The organism is Streptomyces poonensis, from assembly GCF_014650915.1.
Lineage (GTDB): Bacteria > Actinomycetota > Actinomycetes > Streptomycetales > Streptomycetaceae > Streptomyces > Streptomyces poonensis.
In genome coordinates this window covers 545,256-565,993 of the sequence record NZ_BMVW01000002.1, presented here as the reverse complement: position 1 = coordinate 565,993, position 20,738 = coordinate 545,256, and the positions used below count along the sequence as shown (strand labels likewise).

Below are 20,738 nucleotides of genomic sequence, written 5' to 3'. Positions count from 1 at the left end.
GCCCCGCCTCGTGCATGCGGGCGCCGTGACGCGCCCCCGCCCCCGCGCTTCCGCATCCAGCGTCCCGCAGGCCGTTCACCCGCTGTCGCCCGCCCCCGCCGCGCCCTCGTGGCACCACGTCCGCAGCACGGCCTTGCGCTCCTTGTGCCGGCGTACGACCGGCGCGTCGTCGGTCAGGGCGAAACCGGTCGCCGCGGCGACCGCCTCGCTCGCCGCGTTCTCCGCCTCGATGCGCAGGACCACGCGGCGCGGCCCGATGTGCCGTGCGACGTACCCGGTGGCGAGGCGGACGGACGCGGAGGCCAGGCCCCGGCCGCGATGGGCGGGCCCGACGCCGTACGCCAGCTCGACGTCCCGCGCGTCGGTCGTGCTGCGGAACATCAGCACCTCGCCGAGAGGCACCGTGCCGTCCGTCGTGATGGCCAGCTGCACGCCCCGCCCGGAGGCCCGCTTTCCGCGCGCGGCGGCGATGTACACGCGGGCCGCGACGGTGTCGAACGGCGCGGCCACCGGCGTCCACCGGTGGATCTCCGGGTCGTCGTACACGGGAACCAGGGCCGCCGCGTCGTCGTCGCGCCACTCGCGCAGGAGTACGCCGAAGCCCTCCAGCCGGATGGGCGCGGGGAAGGTCACATGCTGGTGCGGGTCCATGCGCCGATCCTGTCGTGCGGCGCGGTGAGCGGCCAAGAGCGCGCCCCGACGGAGGCCGGCGGTGTCGTTCCGGGCGGCCGTCGCGGTGGTGGCCGCGGGGGCGGGGCTGACCCGCGGGCGGACGCGCGCATTGGCGTGCAGGTGTTCGCCTGCCTACCGTGGAGTGCGCGATCAGCGAGCGACCAGCCGAGGCAGCCATGACCGACACGTCCACCACGCCCACCGAGTCCGACAAGCCCTGCACCGTGTACGTCACCTACATCCTCAGCACGCCCGAGCGGGTCTGGGACGCGCTCACCGACGCGGACCTGACCGCCGCCTACTGGGGCCACTCCAATGTCTCCGACTGGCGGCCGGGGTCCCGCTGGGAGCACGTGCGGACGGACGGGTCCGGCATCGCCGACGTGGTCGGCACCGTCGTGGAGAGCGAGCGGCCCACCCGCCTCGTCACCGACTGGGCCGACCCCGGCGACGAGGACCGCCCGGACCGGTGGTCGCGGGTCACCTTCGACATCCGTCCGCACGCCGACATCGTCCGGCTCACGGTCACCCACGAGAACCTGCCCGACGAGAACGAGCGGGCTGAGGCGGCCGCGGGCTGGGCGGCCGTGCTGTCGAACCTGAAGTCACTGCTGGAGACGGGCAGCCCGCTGCCGCAGGAGCCCTGGAGCGTGCCGGCCGACCGTTGAGCCGGCGCGGGCCGATCAGGACGTGTCAGGTCGTATCGGGACGCGTCAGGACCGTCGGGCGGAGCACGGAAAGGCGACGGCCGGTCCGTCAGGGCGGACCGGCCGTCATTCCCCTCGCGGGTCTCGCGGGTCTCGCGGGCCTTTCCGGCGCACCCGCTACGTCTTGTTCCGTGCGCCCCGCGCCGTCACCGCGCACACCAGCCCCATGATCAGGGTCAGGGCGCCGACGACGACGTTGTTGGCGATGACTCCGCCGTCCGAGTTCCTGCCGACGACCCACGGCGAGATGATCATCCAGATGCCCATGACGCCCATCGCCCAGCTCAGGCCGTACATCCTCTGCGGTGCGGCGGTGAACCCGATGGCCAGCAGGGATATCGCGATGCCGATGATCAGGTTGTGCGTCGACAGGGACGTCTGGACGGACGAGAAGTGGATGATCCACGGGGACACGGCGAAGTACAGACCGAGCAGGAACACCGGCGCGTCCACGAGTGCGACATCCCGTCCGCCCATCATGCGGTCGTATCTGTCCCGCATCTCAGAGACGTCGGGGTGACTGGAGATGTCGCTCCTGTACGAGACTCTGGCCATGACTCGTCTCCTTGGCTCTCTCTGCAGACCTGTCCGCTTATGGCCTGATAGATGATAAATGCCTCGTCTATCCATTTTGCTCTTATTGATGGCTTATGTGTAGCAATGGACATGACCATAAGGGTCGAGGGCGGCAAGGGGGTCAAGAGAGCCAAGAGAGCCAAGAGAGCCAAGGGGGACAAGGGGGCGTAGCCGCCGAGAGGGTGGATTCCGGGTATCGGTTGACATGTCCGCCCGATTCCGGGGCAAGCGGAGGGAACGAGGGCAGTCGCTTCGAGCGAGTCGCGGGTCGGCACGGGAGGTGTTCGCCGTTATGCGTGCGAAGGTGTTGGAGCGGTTCTCCGCGGGGGCTCCGCGCGGATCGTGGCCGGCGGAGGAGTACGCGGCCGAGCGCCGCGCCAAGGGCGAACCGGCGACCGTGGTGATGGACCTGGAGTCCGACGCCTTCCTCGTGGTGGTCCCCGCGCGCGACGACGACTGACCCGGTCCCGCCGCCGGGCGGTCAGTTCCGCGCGAAGGCCCGGGCTCGGCGTACGGCGTACGAACGCCGAATGCAGGCCCTCCATCGCGCGCGGCACCGAGTCGGCCCGGCGGCGCCGGAGCATGAGGAGCGCCTGGGTCGCGCACCATGCGGCTGATGCGGTGCTGTTCGCCCGCCGCGCCCCGCAGCCGGTCGACCGCGTCCAGCACGCCGACGACGTGCGGCAGCAGTTCACGGCCCTCGGCGCTCATCCTGGCGCCGCTGCGTTTACGCTCCAGCAGATCGACGCCGAGTTCCCGCTCCGGATTCCGCACGGTCCCGCTCAACGCGGGCTGCGACATGTGGAGTTCCTCGGCGGCGCGGCGCGGCGCAGCGAACCGAGACCCGGTGACCGCCGCGATGTATTCCAGCTGCTCTATTCGCACCCCCGCAGAATGCGCCGTCACCAGGACCGTTCAAGGGTTTCCCTGTCACGCCTTCGTGAGATTCGGTGGTCCGGATGACGAGACCGGTCGGGTTTTCCTTGACCGTACGGTCCGGCGGCTGCCACGATCGTCGCCATGAAGATGCGACTGGATCTCACGCGGCGACGCCATGTCGACCTCGCCCGCGTCGCCAGCGCCTCCTGTTGCGCCGCGGCCTGAACCTCCCGGTCCGCCGCCCCTCGTTCGCCGAGTCCCGCACGGTCCGCGAGTTCCGCGCCCCGCTTCCACGCCCGCACCGGCCGCCGGCCGTGTCCGTTCCCGGCCGCGGATCGCCCTCACCCTCCGTACGCCTCGTACGCCTGAATTCCGCGGTGACGTGTCCCACCGATTCGTCGCGCCCTTTTTGAATTCGGCGCGCCCGCGATACCGCGACAGGAGTCCGCCATGCCCGCAGCACCCCTTTCCGTACAACCCCTGGAATTCGCCTGCTGGGTTCCCCATGTCAGTGGCGGCCTGGGCACCAGCAAGATCGAGCAGCGCACCGACCGGAGCTACGACTACAACCGCGAACTCGCCGTCCTCGCCGAGAACAACGGCTTCGACTACGCGCTCACCCAGGTCCGTTGCTCGTCGACGTCTACGGCGACCTCACCGCCAAGCTCTGGGCGGCCGAGGCCCTCGCCGACGCCGTCGCCGCCGAGGGACAGAGGCTGCACGACGACCCCGACGCCGTGACCGAGCGGACGCGGGGCGAGTTCGAGGTGCGGGTGGCGCGGTCAAGGCCCGCGCCACCGACGTCGCCCTGGAGATCAGCAACCGCATCTTCGAGGTGACCGGCGCCCGCTCCACCGCCACCGCCGAGGGCCCCAACCGGTTCTGACGCGACGTCCGCACCCACACCCTCCACGACCCGGTCGCCTACGAGCGCCGCGAGGTCGGCCGCTGGGGCCTCGGCCGCTGGGTCCTCGAAGGCGAACTGCCCGAACCCACCTCGTACCCCTGACCGCTCCCGTTCCGCTCCCGCTCCCACCGGGGTGCCCGTCACAAGCGGGCACCCCGGCTCCCCGCCCGAAAAGAGGACCCATGACCACCGTCCTGTCCGTCTCCGGCAGCCCCTCCGCCTCCTCCCGCACCGCCCGCCTGCTGCGCCACCTCGACGCCCGCCTCACCGCACAGGGCCACGAGGTGATCCCGCTCGACATCCGCACCGTCCCGGCCGAGGCCCTGCTCGGCGCGGACTTCCGGCACCCGGCGATCGTCGAGGCCACGGAGCTGTTCGAGCAGGCCGACGGCGTCGTCATCGCCACCCCCGTCTACAAGGCCGCCTACTCCGGCGTCCTCAAGGCGCTGCTCGACCTGCTGCCGCAGTACGCCCTCGCCGGGAAGACCGTCCTGCCGCTCGCCACCGGCGGCACCACCGCCCACGTCCTCGCGATCGACTACGCGCTCCGCCCCGTGCTCAACTCCATGGGAGCGGCGCACATCGTGCAGGGCTGGTTCACCCTCGACAAGGACGTCACCGCCCACGACGACGGCTCCGTCACCGTCGCCCCGGCCGCGGCCGAGGCCCTGGCGCAGGTCGTCGACCAGTTCTCGGCGGCGCTCGGCCGCACCCCGTTCCTGGCCGCGGCGGGCTGACCCGCTGCTCGTCCAGCGCTTCGGCGAACCGGCCGTCCAGGTGCGGGCGTCGGAGGCACTGCTCGGCGCCGCCGCCCGGCAGGTCGACGCCGCCCGCGCCTCCCTCAACCTCCACCGCCACTGGCGCGACGCCCGTACGCCCACCCGTCACCCGACCACCGCCCCTCAACGAGGCGCTCCGCGCCGCCCTTCTCGATGCGTCACCCGACCACCGCCCCTCAACGAGGCGCTCCGCGCCGCCCTTCTCGATGCGTCACCCGACCACCGCCCCTCAACGAGGCGCTCCGCGCCGCCCTTCTCGATGGCGCGACCCGGCCACCGCCCCTCAACGAGGCGCTCCGCGCCGCCCTTCTCGATGGCGCGACCCGGCCACCGCCCCTCAACGAGGCGCTCCGCGCCGCCCTCCTCGATGGCGCGACCCGGCCCGCTGGAAGGTCCAGCACATCGGCCGCCATGTGCTGAACGGCACCCGGCCACCCCGCCACGGCCTCCTCTGGCGGATGCCGGACAGACCCGATCGGAGATCCCCCGTGTCCCTCACGTTCCACTGGTTCCTGCCCACCAACGGCGACAGCCGTGACGTCATCGGCGGCGGCCACGGCACCCCGGCCACCACGACCGGCCGGGACCGGCCGCCCACGGTCGCCTACCTCAGCCAGATCGCCCGCGCCGCCGAGAACCTCGGCTTCGTCGGCGCGCTCACCCCGACCGGCGCCTGGTGCGAGGACGCCTGGCTGACGACGGCGATGGTCAGCCAGAACACGGAACGGCTGAAGTTCCTGATCGCGTTCCGGCCCGGCTTCCTCTCGCCCACGCTCGCCGCCCAGATGGCCTCCACCTTCCAGCGGCAGACCGGCGGGCGCCTCCTGCTGAACGTCGTCACCGGCGGCGAGAGCCACGAGCAGCGGGCCTACGGCGACTTCCTCGACAAGGACGCGCGCTACCGCCGTACCGGAGAGTTCCTGGAGGTGGTGAGGGGGCTGTGGGAGGGCAGGACCGTCGACCTGGCGGGGGAGCACCTCCGGGTCGAGGACGCCCGGCTCGCCCGCGTCCCCGACCCGGTCCCCGAGGTGTACTTCGGCGGCTCCTCACCCGTGGCCGGCGAGGTCGCCGCCCGGCACGTGGATGTCTACCTCACCTGGGGCGAGCCGCCCGCCCAGGTCGCCGAGAAGATCGCCTGGATCAGGGACCTGGCGGCGAAGGAGGGCCGCACCCTCCGCTTCGGCATCCGCCTGCACGTGATCACCCGGGACACCTCCGAGCAGGCGTGGGCCGAGGCGGACCGCCTGCTCGCGGGGTTCGACCCGGACACCGTACGGGCCGTCCAGGCCGGTCTCGCCCGCAGTGAGTCGGAGGGCCAGCGGCGCATGCTGGCCCTCCACGACGGCGGCCGGCTCACCTCCGCCGACCTGGAGATCCACCCCAACCTGTGGGCGGGCATCGGCCTGGTCCGGGGCGGCGCGGGCACCGCCCTCGTCGGCAGCCACGACGAGGTGGCCGACCGCATCGCGGAGTACCACGCCCTCGGCATCGACGAGTTCGTCCTCTCCGGCTATCCGCACCTGGAGGAGGCGTACTGGTTCGGTGAGGGCGTCCTGCCGCGGCTGGCCGCGCGGGGGCTGTGGCGGCACCCGGACGGGCGGCAGGACGCACCGGCGGCGGCACGGGTGCCGTTCGCGAGCTAGACCGGGGGAGTGCTTCACCGGGCCGCCGGGCTCCTCCGTGGCGCGGCCGCCGGCCGCCCGGCCGGAACCTCAGCTTCCGGCCGGGGCGGCCAGGGCCGCGAGATGGGTCCGGCGCACCTCGGCCGTCTGGCCCTGCACCAGCAGGAACATCCCCTCGCGGGCCAGCCGCTGGGCGCGGCTCGCGAGGCTCAGGGACCGCCCGCCCCCGGCCACGATCGCCGCGGTCGTCGCCGCGCGCATCAGGTCGTAGGCCCGGGCCTTGAGGGTCAGCCGCTCCTCGACGACCTCGTGCGGCACCGGATGGTCGGCCAGTTCGTACGCCCGCCGCCGCACCTCGTCGACACGGTCGCGCAGCGCTTCCGCGGTCTCCCGCGCCTCCGCGGCCCCCTCCAGCAGCAGTGCGAGCGCCGCGTGGGCGATCCCGAAGACGGCGGGGGAGGTGTTGGCGGTCTGCGGCAGGTCGGCCCGGGCGAACTCCTCCCGCGGGGTGCGCAGGACGACCGCGTCCTCGTCCAGCCACAGACCGTCCAGCGTCAGGGAGACCGTACGGGCCGCGGTGAGCGCCGCGAGCCGCATCGGGGCCGACGCGCGCAGCCCCGGCTGCTCGCGGGCCCGCGCGCAGGCGAACACCACCTCGTCCGCGTCGCTCACCCCGGCGAGCAGCACCACGTCGTTCAGGCCCCAGCCCGTGCACCACGGCACCACACCGTCGAAGCGCCGGCCGCCCCGCTCGGCCGTCACGCGCACCGGGACGCGGGGGAAGGCCCGGACATGGGCGAAGGCGATCCCGGCCAGCAGCTCACCCGTCGCCAGCGGCCGCAACAGCCGCTCACGTACGGGACCCTCGGCCGTGGACAGCAGTCTCACCGGAGTGTGGTGCTGGGTCTGCACGAACCAGGTCGAGCAGCACGCCCCGGCCAGGATTTCGGCCACCTCCCGGGCCACGGTGACGGGCGCCTCCGCTCCTCCGTACGCGGCGGGCGCGCTCACGCCGAGCAGCCCCGACCGTTTCAGGGCCTCGATGTGACCGACGGGCACGCCCTCCTGGTCGACCTGTTCGGCGTGCGGGACGAGCAGCTCGTCCGCGAGCCGACGGGCGCGGAGGACGAGGGGGTGGGGCGGCAGCGGTGAGGAGGTCATACGGCACATTCTTTCCTCGCGTTCCCCGCATTCCCCGCAGTTCCTGCAGTTCCCCGCATTCCCCGCAGCACCGTGGATTGACTGGTCTACACCCTTGACTGGTACAGACCAAAGCGGTTGAGTGTGGCTGCCCACCCCCCACCACGGCCGCCCCCACGCCGTGGCCGGCCCGTCCGGCACGTGCGCACGAGGCTCCGCTGTGCCCTGCACCCTGCCCTCGAGCGGGTGCGGCCGTGTCCCGCGAAGGAGTCGAACCCTTGTCGAGACGCCGTATCTCCGCCGTACTGACCGCGCTCGTCGTCGGTACCGCGGCCCCCGTGCTGCTGCCGGCCCAGTCCGCGTCGGCCGCACCCTGTTCGAGCTACCCGAACTGGGTCGCCGGCAAGTCGTACAACGCGGGCGACATCGTCCGCTACACCGACGGCAAGGCGTACATCGCCGAGCATGCCAACCCGGGCTACGACCCGATCATCAGCACCTGGTACTGGGAGCCGTACGCCTGTGACGGCGGCACCAACCCCGGCACCCCCTCGGGCTTCGTCGTGAGCGAGGCCCAGTTCAACCAGATGTTCCCGAACCGGAACTCCTTCTACACGTACAGCGGTCTGAAGGCGGCCCTCGGCGCGTACCCCGCCTTCGCCACCACGGGCAGCGACACCACGAAGAAGCAGGAGGCGGCGGCCTTCCTCGCCAACGTCAGCCACGAGACGGGCGGACTGGTCCACATAGTGGAGCAGAACACCGCCAACTACCCGCACTACTGCGACTGGAACCAGCCCTACGGCTGCCCGGCCGGCCAGGCGGCCTACTACGGCCGCGGCCCCATCCAGCTCAGCTGGAACTTCAACTACAAGGCGGCCGGCGACGCCCTCGGCATCGACCTGCTGAACAACCCCTGGCTGGTGCAGAACGACTCCGCCGTGGCCTGGAAGACCGCCCTGTGGTACTGGAACACCCAGACCGGCCCGGGCACGATGACCGGCCACAACGCGATGGTGAACGGTGCCGGGTTCGGCCAGACCATCCGCAGCATCAACGGCTCCCTGGAGTGCGACGGCAAGAACCCGGCGCAGGTGCAGAGCCGGGTGAACAACTACCAGCGGTTCACACAGATCCTGGGAGTTTCGCCGGGGGGCAATCTGTACTGCTGACGGCTGCGGGCAGGCGTCGGACGGTGGCCCGGGGAGTCCATAGGTGTCAGGGATGTCATGCACCTGCCCCCGGGGCCGCCGGGTCACCGGGCGACTCCTGTGCTCGCACCATGAGCACGCGTGGTCACACTGCGACGTCATCCTCCTTGTGCGGTGCTCGTGGTGCTCGTGGTACGGAGAAGCGGGGGGCCACGCACGCCGTACGTCTGGGCACCGGTCCCTTCGGCTGCACCCGGCCTCCCCTTCGAGCCCGGCGTCGCCGGGAAGTACGAGTGCTTCCGTCCGGCATTTCTTCCGAGCGCCCCGCGCGCAGGGATGACGGGCGGTTTGCCGTACGCGCAGTGTTACGTATAACGTCCCCCGTCAAACACCACTCACCACACACCACTCACCACTCACCACTCACCACTCACCACACAGCACACGACGCCCGCCCTCCCGGAGAGGCCCCGATGAGACGCATCGCCCTGGTCACCCTCGTCGTCGACGACTACGACGAGGCGATCCGCTTCTACACGGACGCGCTCGGGTTCCGGCTCGCCGAGGACGCGCCGCGACCCGACGGGAGCCGGTGGGTCGTCGTCGAGCCGGGCGGCGAGGGCCACGGCGGCAGTGCGCTCCTGCTGGCCCGGGCGAAGGGCGAGGAGCAGCGGGCTCGCGTCGGCGACCAGACCGGCGGGCGCGTCGGCTTCTTCCTGCACACGGACGACTTCGCCCGCGACCACGCCCGGATGCGTGCCGCGGGCGTGACCTTCCTGGAGGAGCCGCGCCACGAGCCGTACGGCACGGTCGCCGTCTTCCAGGACCTGTACGGCAACCGCTGGGACCTGCTGCAGCCCGCCATCGGCTGACGCTCATCCGGGCCCGCCCCGGCCACGTCTCCCACCACTCACGACCCACCGAGGAACAGAGCGCATGACCGTCCCCCGTATCGACACCGACACCCTCCGCCGCCTCCCCAAGGCCGTCCTGCACGACCACCTCGACGGCGGTCTGCGTCCCGCCACACTCGTGGAGCTCGCGGAGGAGGCCGGCCACACCCTGCCCACGACCGACCCGGACGCCCTCGCCGCCTGGTTCTACGACGCGGCCAACTCCGGTGACCTGGTCCGCTACATAGCGACCTTCGACCACACCCTCGCCGTGCTGCAGACCCGCGAGGGCCTGCTGCGCACCGCCGAGGAGTACGTGCTCGACCTGGCCGCGGACGGTGTCGTCTACGGCGAGGTCCGCTACGCGCCCGAGCTGATGCTCAAGGGCGGTCTGACCCTGCCGGAGGTCGTCGAGAGCGTGCAGGAGGGCCTGGCCGCCGGTATGGCGAAGGCGGCGGCCGCGGGCACCCCGGTCCGCGTCGGCACCCTGCTGTGCGGGATGCGCATGTTCGACCGCACCCGGGAGATCGCCGACCTGGCCGTGGCCTTCCGGGACGCGGGCGTCGTCGGCTTCGACATCGCGGGCGCCGAGGACGGCTTCCCGGCCGCCGATCACCTGGCCGCCTTCGAGTACCTGCGCGCCGAGAGCGTCCCCTTCACCATCCACGCCGGTGAGGCCCACGGCCTCCCCAGCATCCACCAGGCGCTCCAGATGTGCGGCGCCCAGCGCATCGGGCACGGCGTCCGCATCACCGAGGACATTCCCGACCTCGCGGCCGGCAAGCTCGGCCGGCTCGCGGCCTGGGTGCGCGACCGCCGCATCACCCTGGAGATGTGCCCGACCTCCAACCTCCAGACCGGCGCGGCGGCCTCGATCGCCGAGCACCCCATCACGGCCCTGAAGGACCTGGGCTTCCGCGTCACCCTCAACACGGACAACCGTCTGGTGTCGGGCACCACCATGACCCGCGAGATGTCCCTGCTGGTGGACCAGGCCGGCTGGACGCTGGACGACCTGCGCACGGTCACCGTGAACGCCGTGAAGAGCGCCTTCCTCCCGTACGACGAGCGCGTCGCCCTCATCCGGGACGTCGTCCTGCCGGGGTACGAGCTGCCGGGGCAGTGAGTCCCCTGGGGCTGGGGGGCGGCACGTGAGGACGTATGTTGGGTCCCGTAAGTGCCGTCCCGTCAGCCCAACAGGGCGCCGCAGGCAAGGAGTTCATCTCATGGGCGCGCAGGACGCGCAGGGCACGCAGAACGCTTACGATGCGCAGGACACCGCCACCAGGCTGCGCGCGATCGGCGACGAGCTGTCCGACCGTTTCTATGAGCGGGCCGACGTGGTGCGGATGCTGGTGGTGACGCTGCTGGCCGGGCAGCACTCGATGGTGCTCGGTCCGCCCGGGACGGCGAAGTCCGAGATGGCCCGGGAGCTCACGGGCAGGATCGAGGGCGCGTCCTACTGGGAGATCCTCCTGTCCAAGTTCACCGCGCCGACGAGGATGTTCGGCCCCATCGATGTGGCGGCGCTGGCGCGGGGCGAGTACCGCCAGGTCTACGACGGCCGCGCCACGACCGCGCACGTCGCGTTCATCGACGAGATCTTCAAGTGCTCCACGGCGGCGCTGAACGAGACGCTGGGCTTCCTCAACGAGCGGATCTACCACCCCGAGAACGGCGGCGAGCCGATCCGCTGCCCTCTGATCGGGGCCATCACGGCCAGCAACGAACTGCCCGGCGGAGAGGACTCGGCCGCGATCTACGACCGGCTGCTGGTGCGGATCGAGGTCGGGTACCTGGAGGACCCCTCGAACTTCGCCGCGCTGGTCCGCTCCGCCGTCGGCCGCCCGGCGCCACCGGCACGGACCACGGTCGGGCTGGCCGCGCTGCAGCACGCCGTGACCGAGGCCGTCCCGGCCGTGGACGTCCCCGACACGATCGTGGACGCCGTGTGCACGCTGCGGGCCGCCCTGCGCCGCAAGGAACTCGTCGCCTCCGACCGCCGCTGGCGGCAGGCGGTGCGCCTGCTCCAGGCCTCCGCGTACCTCGACGGCCGTCCGGCGGTCGCCGAGACCGACCTGTCGGTGCTGACCCATGTGCTGTGGAACTCCCCCGCCGAACGCCCGACCGTCGAGCGCGAGGTGCTGCACCTGGTCAACCCCGACGCCAAGGAGGCGCTCGACCTGGCCGACGTCATCGGGGAACTGGAGGCGCAGCTCGACGCCATGGCCGGGCAGTCCCGCGAGGCGCTGAGCGAGTGGGTCATCAAGAAGGCCCACAACAAGCTCGCCATGGCGGGGAAGCGGCTGGAGAAGCTGCGCGAGGAGGCGGCGAGCGCCGGCCGCTCCACCGCCGCCATCGACCGGGTCACCGGCCGGCAGCGCGCCGTCCGCGCCCGTGTCCTCACCGAGGCCCTCGGCGTGGACGCGAGCACGGTGCAGGCCCAGCTGTAGAACACGGTGCGGGCCCAGCTCTGGAACACGGTGCAGGCCCAGCTCTGGAACACCGGCGGACGGAACCCGGGACGGAACCATGGACAGGACACCGATCACGCTCGACGAGCTGGCGAGCCGGGCCGGGGTGTGGCTGGGCGGCTCGTCCGCCGCCGCTGCCGAGCGGCACACCGCGGCCGTGGTCGCGGACCGGTCCGACCGGATCGCATGGCGTGACACCTACGAGCAGTCGGCCGGACTGCGCGAGCTGGCCGAGGAGTTCGACGAGCGCTACGACCACCACACCACCGACCTCCTGACCGATGTCTTCCTGGCCGCCTACAAGGCCGGCCCGCGGGTGCGCGAGCGCGCGGAGATGGACCCCTCGCGGCTGGTCAACCACCAGGTGATCACCTCCCTGGTGGAGTCACCGGAGTTCGCCGAGCTGCGCCGGGAGACGGCCGGCGACCCCTACGCCGCCGCCATGGCCGTACTGGCCCAGGCCGCCGCGCTGCGCGGGATGCTGGAGCGCGTGCGTCAGGTCCAGGAGGAGGCCCAGCGGGCGAAGCGGGCCGGGCGGGACGCCGAAAGCGCGGCGACCGCCGTGGGCGAGGCGCTCCAGCAGGCCGCCGACGAGGCCGACGGGGACGGCACCGTGCCGGATCCGGCCGTCGATGCCGTACAGCGGGCGGTCTCGGCCGCCGAGGCCGCCGAGGCCGCCGCTCGGGAGGCCGCCCAGGGCGCCGCGCAGGCCCTCGCGGCGGCGGTCCCCGGTATCCGGGCCGACGCGCGGAACGCGGCGGCGAAGGCCGCCGGGGCCGTGCGGAAGGAGGCCGCGCTGATGCGGGCCTGGGGTGTCGCTCCCGGTGAGCTGGAGCGGATGCCGTTCGACCGGCGCGCCCGGCTCGCCGAGCGGCTGCGCACCGGCCGTTTCGCCGAGTGGGCCGAACTGATCGGCCGTTTCCGGCAGATGGCAGGCGGTGAGCGCGCCCGCAAGGTGGAGAACGCCACCGGGGAACTCGTCGGCGTCACGCTCGGCGACGACCTCTCCCGCGTCATCCCCTCCGAACTGGCGGGCCTCGGCCTGCCCGAGCTGCGTGCCGTGTTCGCCGTGCGCTACGTCGCCGGGGAGCTGATGCTCTACGACAGCCAGGGGGAGCAGACCACCGGCCAGGGCGCCGTCATCGCGTGCGTGGACACCTCGCACTCCATGTACGAGGCGGGGCCCGGCGGCGTCACCCGGGAGGCGTGGGCCAAGGCGTGCGCCCTGGCACTGCTGGACCAGGCCCGCCACGCGAAGCGTGACTTCGTCGGCATCCTGTTCTCCGCCGCCGGCAAGATCCGGGTCTTCCGCTTCCCGGCCGGTCCGCCCACTGACATCGACCGGGTCCTCGACTTCGCGGAGACCTTCCTCGGCGGCGGCACCAGCTACCAGACACCGCTGTCGGCGGCCGGCGAACTGCTGGAGGAGGAGTTCGACGACACCGCCCGCATGCGCGGCGACATCGTGATGATCACCGACGACGACTGCGGCGTCACCGAGGAATGGATGCGCGGCTGGAACGACGCCAAACACCGGCTGGGCTTCCGGGTCTTCGGCGTGGTCGTCGGCGCCCCGCGCGTGGGCGAGGCCGGCTCGGTCCTGGAGGCCCTGTGCGACAACCTCCGCTCCGTCCAGGACCTCACCGACGTCCACGCCGCCGCCGACCTCTTCCGCGTGATCTGACCCGGCGCCCTCGTCCTCCGTCCATGGTCTCCGAGCATGGCCTCCGTCCATGTCCTCCGTCCGCCGTCCGTGCCGCGCGGGGAGGGCTACGACTCCGCGCGCTGCAGCAGCCCCCGTGCGTACGCGGCCTGGCCGACATGCTGGAGGTCGTCGGACAGGACGCTGGCCAGCCGTACGCCGAGCGTGACGGGCGGGTCCCAGTTCTCGTCCACGATCCGGTCGAGGTCCCCGTCGGTGAGGCCGGCGAGGAAGGCCAGCGTCTTCTCGTGCACCGCGTCGTAGTAGCCGAGCAGCAGGTCGCCCGAGCCGACCCGTACCCGGGCGACCTGGTCCGGCTTGTGCCCGTACCCCGTGTCCTCGGCGGGCAGGCCGAGGCCGAAGCGGTCCGCCCAGCCCTCCGACGTCCACACCTGCTCCCGGCCGGCCACGTCCGCGATGTGGTCGTCCTGGACGCGGGTGAGGTGCCAGACCAGCCAGGAGATGGGGTTGGCGCCGCCCTGCGGCGGATTGTCGAGGACGTCGGGCGGCAGTCCCTCGACCACGGAGTGGACCTCTTCCCGGATGCGCCCGAACGCCTCGGCCAGAACGTCTTTGGTGTCCATGACCTCCACCTTCCCGCATGCGCGGCTGCCGCGCCTCCGAGAATCCCGGACGTCTCGCACCCCTGACCCCTTGACCGCACGGAGCGGCGTTGCCACACTCGGCGCCGCCGTAGAAAACGCTTGCTGTCCAGCTGTTGTCATGTATGCGTCATCAATGAATCGATTCAATCGGTCATGGGCCGGATCGGCAGGCGCACCACCCCCACAGAGGAGAAGACGAGATGGGACGCAGAGCCGCACCTCACCTCACCGACACCGCCGACGCCACCGTGCTCGCCCGCGGAAGCCGCAGGCGGCGTGCCGGTGTCACCGCCGCCTGTGCCACCGCCCTGCTCACCGGGGCGGCCGTGCTGACGGCCCCCGCGAGCGCGGCCCCGAGCGCGGCCCCGAGCGCGTCGCCGGCCGGTGCGCCGTCGGCCGGACGCGCCGTCACCGCCCCGCGGCAGGCCGCCGCGGCCGCCTGCGGTGAGGGCTCGTACCAGGCGGAGGCCGTGCTCAGCGGCAGCACCTGGACCGCCCGGCGCGGCAGTGGCGTCGTGTACACCGGCAGCGACATGCGGGCCGCGATGCAGGCGGCCATCGGCAGCCTGACCGCGAACCGGACGTCGAAGGAACGGGTCGTCGTCCGCGGCTCGGGCTCGATCGGCGCGGGATCGCGGGTCTCCCTGCCGAGCTACACCGTCCTCGACGTGTGCGGCACGATCAACGTCACCGGCAGCGGGTCCGGCGACCAGGCGCCGGTCTACTCCCGCGGCACCCGGGACATCGAGGTCCAGCACCTCAACGTCACCGGTGCCCCGCTGTACGGCATCTTCCTGCGCAACGTCCAGAACGTCGTCCTCGGCCAGATCGACATGCGCCTCTCGGCCGGCCTGGGCGTACGCATCGACAACCGCGGCGACACCAGCCAGTGGACGAAGAACGTCAGGATCGACAACGTGTACGTCTCCGGCGCGAGCAGCCACGCGGTCGAGACGTACGGCGTCGACGGCCTCACCGTCGGCACGGTCACCGCCCGCAACGTGGGCGAGTCGGGGCTCCTCCTCAACCAGACGATCAACGCCACCGTGACGAAGGTCGACGCGGACGGCGCGGGCACCGGAACCGGGTACGCGGCCTTCCGCATGGCCAACCGCAACGGCAGGGTCGGCAGCTCCTACCCCACCAACATCCGCGTGGGCGAGGTCGTCGCGCGCGGCGGCGGGCGTGGGGTCTTCTGTGTCTCCGAGAGCGGTGGCGCGGTCATCGACCGGGTCAACCTCAGCAACACCGGCAACAACGCGATCCTCGTCGAGAACTGCTACAACGTGAACATCGCGGCCCAGAGCGGCAGCGTCACCGGCGGCGGCGAGATCCGGCTCGCGGCCCGCTCGGAGTTCCCCAACAACTCCGACATCACCATTCAGAACCTCACGGTGACCAACTCCGCGATCCGCGAGAACCCCTGCGGCACCAATACCACCTTCCGCAACAACACGCTCGTCAACAGCAGCCAGAACATCTGCTGACGCGTGCGAGGATGCGGCGGCCGGGGTACCCGCCCCGGCCGCCGCGCTGTGCCGTCCACCGGTGACTTCCCGCCCTTCGCCGCCGGAACCGGCCATCGGACGGCCCCCGCAGAACGCGTCCGGGAGCGTCGGGACGTACGTCCGCCCGCTGTGCGTCGCCCGACGGGACGCGAACGCCTGGCCTGCGCGGACTGTCCTCTGCGCCCTGCTCCCGCGGTACGGCGGGGCCCGGCGTCCGGCCGTGGCCCGGTGCCCGTTCCGGACAAGCGGCGGCATGGCGAAAGACCGCTCCCCGGATTGGCCGAAGCGCCACCCGGCGTGCAGACTGAACGCCCCCGGGCGAGGAGGCGGTCTTTGCCGGAACGCAACGTGAGCGGCCGTGGGAGTCCCGGAGACCTCGACGGTCCCGTGGTTCCTCCGCCGGGCGGGGCGAGACCGTACCCGGTGTCCCCGGTCCGGTGAGCCGGCCTGCCCGGGAGCCGGGCCGGTTCCGGCAGGTCCCGCGAATCCCGACGGTCCACCGGTCCGTTGGGCCGGTTGGCTCAAGTGCTCCGTTCCCGTGTGCCCCCGCACGGCGCATGCCAGTCTATTTGACTATTTTGTCCATGTTTTTTCGGATCCGTTTTCTCGCCGTGCCCCGCGCGGCCGCGCAGCGAGGAGGCGAGGGAACCTCCGGGCCCGGGCCCGGAGGTGAAGGGTGGACGATGGTCAGCAGCTCGAACGTCACGGTCGCCGAAGCGCGGCGCCCCGGCCCGGTCACCGTCACCGGCACGTCGTGGCGGGAGCGCGGCGAGGGGTGGCTGTGGGGCGTGGCCGGTGCCTTCACCGCGGCCCAACTCGCTCTCGTACGACCGGGGACGGGCCTCGGCTGGGACGAGTCGGTGTACGTCAGCCAGGTGAGTCCCGACGCTCCGGCCGCGTTCTTCAGCGCCCCACGCGCGCGGGGCGTGTCCTGGCTGGTGGCGCCGATCGCCTCCTGGTCGTCGTCGACCCCGTTGCTGCGCATCTACCTGGCCGTGCTGTCCGGGCTCGCCCTGTATCTGGCGCTGCGCGCCTGGCGGGGACTGTTCCCGGCCCGTGTGCTGGCCGGGGCGGGTGCCCTCTTCGCCACCCTGTGGGTGACGCTGTTCTACGGCCCGCAGGCCATGCCCAACTACTGGGTGGCGATCGGGGCGCTGGTCTGCGTCGGCTGCTTCCTGCGCGCCCAGGCTCATCGCGGCGCCAGGGCCGATCGCACCGCCCGGGCCGACGGGGGCGAACGAGCCGAGGACGGCGAACGGGCCGATCACGCCGCCGTGGCCGACCGCGGCCACCGGGCGGCCCTGTGGGGCGCCGGCGCCGGCGCCGCGCTGATGGCGGTGATGCGCCCCACGGACGCCGTGTGGGTGACCCTGCCGTTGCTCGCCGTTCTCGTGTGCGTACGGCGCCGGTGGCATCCGCGGCTGCTCGCGGCGCTCCTCGCCGGGCTAACCGCGGGAGCGGCGCCCTGGGTGATCGAGGCGTACACGGCGTACGGCGGTCTGCGGCAGCGGCTGTCCGACGGGTCCCGCGTCCAGGGCGGGCTGGGCTGGAACATCGCCGTCGACGACCAGTTGCGCAGCCTGGGCGGACGCACCCTGTGCCGGCCGTGCACGGGCGGTCCGGCCGACCTGACGGTCACCTTCTGGTGGTACCTCCTGCCGGTGCTCGCCGTGCTGGGCCTGGTGGTGGCCGTCAGGGCACGGCGCGCCGAGGTCACGCTGATCCCGCTGGCCTGCGCCGCCACGGCGGCCGTCCCCTACCTGTTCCTGATCGGGTACGCCGCTCCGCGCTTCCTCCTGCCCGCCTACGCGCTGCTGTTCCTCGTGGCCGCCGACGCGCTCGCCCACCTGGTCACGGCGCCGGGCCGGACCTGGCGCCCGGTCGCCGTGACGCTGGTGGCGCTGGTGCTGGCCGGGCATCTCGTGGCGCAGTACGCGGTGCTGGAGCGGACGGTCGAGCGCACCACCGCGAGCCGCGAGAACTGGACGCGCACCGCGGCCGAACTGCACCGGCTCGGCGTGCGGCCGCCCTGCCTGGTGACCGGGCACCAGGCCATCCCGGTCGGGTTCTACGCCCGCTGCGCGTCCGGGAACACCCGCGGCAACAACGCCAACACCACCCGGGGCGAGATCCTGCGCACCGCCGAGCGGGTCCCGGTCGTGGCGCTCACCGCGCCGGGAGCGGCGCCGCCCGCGTACGCCCGTGACTGGCCCACCCACCGGTTCGGCGGTTTCGACTTCCACCTCGCGCCCGCCGGACTCCGGGACGGGCGCTAGTGGTCACGTCCGCGGTCCGGCGTCCATCTCGTCCAGCAGCCGCATCAGTGCCCGCGCCGCCGGGCCGGTGGCCTGCGGGGGCGGCAGCAGGGCGACCGTCTCGTACTCCGTGTCGCCGGTGCCCTTCAGCGGCAGGGCGGTGAGGGACTCCCGCTTGTGCCGGAAGTGCCGGGGCACCACCGCGACCCCCAGGCCCTCGTCGACCAGGTCGAGCAGGCCGTGCACGTCGTTGACCTCCAGTGCCACGGTCCGGCGGACGCCCGCGGCGGCGAAGGCGGCGTCGGTGACGCGGCGCGGGCCCCAGTCGGGATGGAAGTCGACGAAGGTCTCGCCGCTCAGGTCCCGGGGCGTCACGGGGGCCCCGGCGGCCGCGAGGCGGTGCGTCGGGTGGCAGAGCAGGATCATCGGTTCGCCGGCCAGCGGCACGGAGCGCAGCTGGTCGTCGTCCGCCCGCGTCCGCACCGCGAAGGCGAGGTCGAGGCGCCCCGCCGCGACCTCCTCCGCCAGCGCGCCCGCCCCCGCCTGGCGCAGCCGCACCTCCACGTCCGGGTGGTGCCGCCGGAACGCGGCCAGCAGCCCGGCGACGTACACGCCCGCGATGCACTGCTCGGTGCCGAGGAACAGCGTGCCGCGCAGCACGCCCTGCACCGCGGCCACCGCCTCGTGCGCGGCCCGCACCTGGGCGAGGATCCGCTCGGCCTCCACCAGCAGCGCACGCCCCGCCTCGGTGAGCGTCACCCGGCGCGTGGTGCGTACGAACAGCGGGGCCCGGAGCTCGCGTTCCAGGGCGCGGATGGAGGCGGACAGGCCCGACTGCGAGACCATCAGCCGCTCGGCCGCCCGGGTGAAGTGCTGGTCCTCGGCGACGGCGACGAAGTGCTGAAGGTGACGCAGTTCCATGACGGAGAAGCCTACTGAGCCCATTGAGAAACCCGGTCGCTGAATCCCATCGGATTCTCCGGTTGGACCACTGGGCCGCGACACGCCAGAGTGGGCACTTGTTGCCTGCTCCTCCGTCCCTACAGGAGTACGTGTTGTACACCGCACACCCCGACCGCTACGCGGACATGCCCTACCGGCGCACCGGACGCAGCGGTCTGAAGCTGCCCGCGCTGTCGCTCGGCCTGTGGCACAACTTCGGGCCCGACCGGCCCGTCGCCACCCAGCGCGCCATCCTGCGCCGCGCCTTCGACCTGGGCGTCACGCACTTCGACCTGGCGAACAACTACGGCCCGCCGCCCGGTGCCGCCGAGTCCGCCTTCGGCGAGGCGCTCAAGGCGGACTTCGCGCCGTACCGCGACGAGATGGTGATCTCCACCAAGGCCGGCTATCTGATGTGGCCGGGCCCGTACGGCGAATGGGGCTCGCGGAAGTACCTGCTGTCGTCGCTCGACCGGAGCCTCGCCCGCATGGGCCTGGACTACGTCGACATCTTCTACTCGCACCGCCCCGACCCGGAGACTCCCCTGGAGGAGACGATGGGCGCCCTGCACTCGGCGGTGCAGCAGGGCAAGGCGCTGTACGTCGGTGTCTCCAACTACTCGCCCGAGCAGACCCGCGAGGCCGCCCGCATCCTCGGCGAGCTGGGCACCCCGCTGCTGATCCACCAGCCGCGCTACTCGATGCTCGACCGCCGTCCCGAGGACGAGGGGCTCCTGGACACCCTGGACGAGCTGGGCGTCGGGTCGATCGTGTTCTCGCCCCTGGAGCAGGGCCTGCTGACGGCGCGCTACCTGGACGGCATCCCGGAGGACTCGCGCGCCGCGAGCGACAGCCCGTTCCTGAGCGCCGACAAGGTCACCGAGGACCTCGTACGGCGGCTGCGTGAGCTCGACGACATCGCGAAGTCCCGCGGCCAGTCCCTCGCCCAGCTCGCGCTGGCCTGGGTGCTGCGCGGCGGCCGCGTCACCTCCGCCCTGGTCGGCGCGAGCAGCCCGCAGCAGCTGGAGGACAGCGTCGCGGCCATCCGCAACCTGGACTTCGAGCCCGAGGAGCTGGCCCGTATCGACGCGGTGATCAGGGCGGAGGGCTGACGGCTCGGCACGGAGCCGTGTGCGAGACCCGTGTGCGTGCCGGAGAGTACGGCGTCCGGCACGCACACCCCCCGCGGGGGCCCGAGACCCGTCGCGCGCGTCACGCCCCCGCGGACGGCACCGGCGCCGGCGCCGGCACCCGGTCCAGGAACCCGTACACGCTGCGGATCCGCCCCTCGTCGTCCAAGGCGATGACGTCGAACCCGGCGACCGGCGCCGAGCCGTCCGCCTCGCCGACCAGTTCCCAGCCGAAGCGGGCGATGTCGTGGTGCCCGTCCACGGCGCCGGACGGGCGGAAGACGTACCCCGGGAACTGCTCGCGCGTCGCCGCGATCAGAGCCGCGATCCGCTCGTGCCCGCGGACGTCGGCGAGCGGATCGGTGTAACCGCCGTCCTCGGCCCAGGCGGCGGCGACCGCGGCGGTCAGTTCCTCCTCCCCGGACGCGTTCCAGGCGGCGAAGTACCGGCTCACAGCGGTCTGATGACGCTGGGTGATCGTGGACATGGTCGGCAGGCCTCCATCGAGGTCGTACGAAGTCGGTCGGTCGGTCCGCAACCGGATCCGGGCCCCCGGTGGGGCCGTGGTACTCCGGTACCGCCACGATCCCGGGCCGCGCCTGCGGCGTCGATTACCTGGCAGGTCATGCCCGCACCCGGGCGGGGTGCCGGGCGGACGGAGCGGTTGCGTGGCGAATCGGCCATTCCGGGCGGTGTATACGACGGCAGACTGGCCGGAATCGTGTGGTGACAGAGTGTCAGGAGTGGCAATACTCCTTATGCAGGGCGCTTGAGGCATGAACCATCGCGCCACCGC

At 72.5% G+C, this 20,738-nt stretch carries 18 protein-coding genes and 4 pseudogenes; 15 read left to right on the top strand and 7 right to left on the bottom strand.

Annotated features, from left to right (window positions below; all coding sequences use genetic code 11):
* Window positions 1-75 precede the first annotated feature (75 nt).
* Window positions 76-651 carry a GNAT family N-acetyltransferase gene (locus tag IE242_RS09460; protein WP_189857285.1) on the bottom strand — a complete coding sequence of 192 codons (576 nt, stop codon included), beginning with the start codon at window positions 649-651 and terminating at the stop codon, window positions 76-78.
* A gap of 176 nt (window positions 652-827) precedes the next feature.
* Between IE242_RS09460 and IE242_RS09455 the strand changes: the two are divergent.
* Window positions 828-1,340: pseudogene (locus IE242_RS09455) on the top strand (SRPBCC family protein); the annotation flags it as partial.
* Between the two features lie 156 nt (window positions 1,341-1,496).
* On the opposite strand, the gene IE242_RS09450 reads toward IE242_RS09455, so the two are convergent.
* The gene (locus IE242_RS09450; protein ID WP_189857283.1) at window positions 1,497-1,934 is read right to left on the bottom strand and encodes an SPW repeat protein; all 438 of its coding nucleotides are present in this window, start codon (window positions 1,932-1,934) and stop codon (window positions 1,497-1,499) included.
* A gap of 313 nt (window positions 1,935-2,247) precedes the next feature.
* On the opposite strand from IE242_RS09450, the gene IE242_RS09445 reads away from it, so the two are divergent.
* The gene (locus tag IE242_RS09445; RefSeq protein WP_189857281.1) at window positions 2,248-2,415 is read left to right on the top strand and encodes a DUF8839 family protein; all 168 of its coding nucleotides are present in this window, start codon (window positions 2,248-2,250) and stop codon (window positions 2,413-2,415) included.
* 140 nt (window positions 2,416-2,555) lie between these two features.
* Here IE242_RS09445 and IE242_RS09440 read toward each other — a convergent pair.
* Window positions 2,556-2,840 (bottom strand): annotated as a pseudogene (locus tag IE242_RS09440) (LysR family transcriptional regulator); the annotation flags it as partial.
* A gap of 135 nt (window positions 2,841-2,975) precedes the next feature.
* Between IE242_RS09440 and IE242_RS39120 the strand changes: the two are divergent.
* From IE242_RS39120 to IE242_RS09425, 5 genes and pseudogenes are all read left to right on the top strand, one after another.
* Entirely contained in the window at window positions 2,976-3,059 is an 84-nt protein-coding gene (locus IE242_RS39120; RefSeq protein ID WP_373299497.1) for a putative leader peptide, read from the top strand.
* A 225-nt stretch (window positions 3,060-3,284) separates the two neighbouring features.
* Window positions 3,285-3,464, top strand: a pseudogene (locus tag IE242_RS09435) (dimethylsulfone monooxygenase SfnG); the annotation flags it as partial.
* Between the two features lie 5 nt (window positions 3,465-3,469).
* Window positions 3,470-3,843, top strand: a pseudogene (locus tag IE242_RS37510) (acyl-CoA dehydrogenase family protein); the annotation flags it as partial.
* A gap of 80 nt (window positions 3,844-3,923) precedes the next feature.
* Entirely contained in the window at window positions 3,924-4,478 is a 555-nt protein-coding gene (gene ssuE / locus IE242_RS09430) for an NADPH-dependent FMN reductase (protein ID WP_189857279.1), read from the top strand.
* 530 nt (window positions 4,479-5,008) lie between these two features.
* Window positions 5,009-6,163: an LLM class flavin-dependent oxidoreductase gene (locus IE242_RS09425; RefSeq protein WP_189857277.1), complete on the top strand. Its 1,155-nt coding sequence runs from the start codon at window positions 5,009-5,011 to the stop codon at window positions 6,161-6,163.
* Window positions 6,164-6,232: 69 nt separating this feature from the next.
* On the opposite strand, the gene IE242_RS09420 is transcribed toward IE242_RS09425, so the two are convergent.
* Window positions 6,233-7,303 carry an acyl-CoA dehydrogenase family protein gene (locus tag IE242_RS09420; RefSeq protein WP_189857275.1) on the bottom strand — a complete coding sequence of 357 codons (1,071 nt, stop codon included), beginning with the start codon at window positions 7,301-7,303 and terminating at the stop codon, window positions 6,233-6,235.
* A gap of 257 nt (window positions 7,304-7,560) precedes the next feature.
* Here IE242_RS09420 and IE242_RS09415 point away from each other — a divergent pair, with 257 nt between their 5' ends.
* The 5 genes from IE242_RS09415 to IE242_RS09395 all read left to right on the top strand — a co-directional run bounded on the left by IE242_RS09415 (window position 7,561) and on the right by IE242_RS09395 (window position 13,484).
* A complete protein-coding gene (locus IE242_RS09415; RefSeq protein ID WP_189857273.1) occupies window positions 7,561-8,454 on the top strand; it encodes a glycoside hydrolase family 19 protein in 894 nt (297 codons plus the stop codon).
* Window positions 8,455-8,906: 452 nt separating this feature from the next.
* Window positions 8,907-9,305: a VOC family protein gene (locus IE242_RS09410; RefSeq protein WP_189857271.1), complete on the top strand. Its 399-nt coding sequence runs from the start codon at window positions 8,907-8,909 to the stop codon at window positions 9,303-9,305.
* Between the two features lie 64 nt (window positions 9,306-9,369).
* Window positions 9,370-10,452, top strand: coding sequence for an adenosine deaminase (locus tag IE242_RS09405; RefSeq protein ID WP_189857269.1), 1,083 nt, complete (start codon window positions 9,370-9,372; stop codon window positions 10,450-10,452).
* Window positions 10,453-10,552: 100 nt separating this feature from the next.
* Window positions 10,553-11,779 (top strand): AAA family ATPase, encoded by a 1,227-nt coding sequence (locus IE242_RS09400; protein WP_189857267.1) that lies wholly within the window; start codon window positions 10,553-10,555, stop codon window positions 11,777-11,779.
* Between the two features lie 79 nt (window positions 11,780-11,858).
* Entirely contained in the window at window positions 11,859-13,484 is a 1,626-nt protein-coding gene (locus IE242_RS09395) for a VWA domain-containing protein (protein WP_189857265.1), read from the top strand.
* Between the two features lie 86 nt (window positions 13,485-13,570).
* Here IE242_RS09395 and IE242_RS09390 read toward each other — a convergent pair whose 3' ends face one another.
* Entirely contained in the window at window positions 13,571-14,086 is a 516-nt protein-coding gene (locus IE242_RS09390; protein ID WP_189857263.1) for a mycothiol transferase, read from the bottom strand.
* A gap of 221 nt (window positions 14,087-14,307) precedes the next feature.
* Here IE242_RS09390 and IE242_RS09385 point away from each other — a divergent pair, with 221 nt between their 5' ends.
* Both IE242_RS09385 and IE242_RS09380 read left to right on the top strand, forming a co-directional pair.
* Window positions 14,308-15,594 (top strand): hypothetical protein, encoded by a 1,287-nt coding sequence (locus tag IE242_RS09385; protein WP_189857261.1) that lies wholly within the window; start codon window positions 14,308-14,310, stop codon window positions 15,592-15,594.
* A gap of 704 nt (window positions 15,595-16,298) precedes the next feature.
* Window positions 16,299-17,891: a hypothetical protein gene (locus IE242_RS09380; protein WP_189857259.1), complete on the top strand. Its 1,593-nt coding sequence runs from the start codon at window positions 16,299-16,301 to the stop codon at window positions 17,889-17,891.
* Between the two features lie 3 nt (window positions 17,892-17,894).
* On the opposite strand, the gene IE242_RS09375 is transcribed toward IE242_RS09380, so the two are convergent.
* The gene (locus tag IE242_RS09375) at window positions 17,895-18,791 is read right to left on the bottom strand and encodes a LysR family transcriptional regulator (protein ID WP_189857257.1); all 897 of its coding nucleotides are present in this window, start codon (window positions 18,789-18,791) and stop codon (window positions 17,895-17,897) included.
* 134 nt (window positions 18,792-18,925) lie between these two features.
* Here IE242_RS09375 and mgrA point away from each other — a divergent pair, with 134 nt between their 5' ends.
* Window positions 18,926-19,924, top strand: a complete 999-nt coding sequence (gene mgrA / locus IE242_RS09370; RefSeq protein WP_271208728.1) for an L-glyceraldehyde 3-phosphate reductase — start codon at window positions 18,926-18,928, stop codon at window positions 19,922-19,924.
* Between the two features lie 100 nt (window positions 19,925-20,024).
* On the opposite strand, the gene IE242_RS09365 is transcribed toward mgrA, so the two are convergent.
* Window positions 20,025-20,429 (bottom strand): nuclear transport factor 2 family protein, encoded by a 405-nt coding sequence (locus IE242_RS09365; RefSeq protein WP_189857253.1) that lies wholly within the window; start codon window positions 20,427-20,429, stop codon window positions 20,025-20,027.
* Window positions 20,430-20,738: the final 309 nt, after the last annotated feature.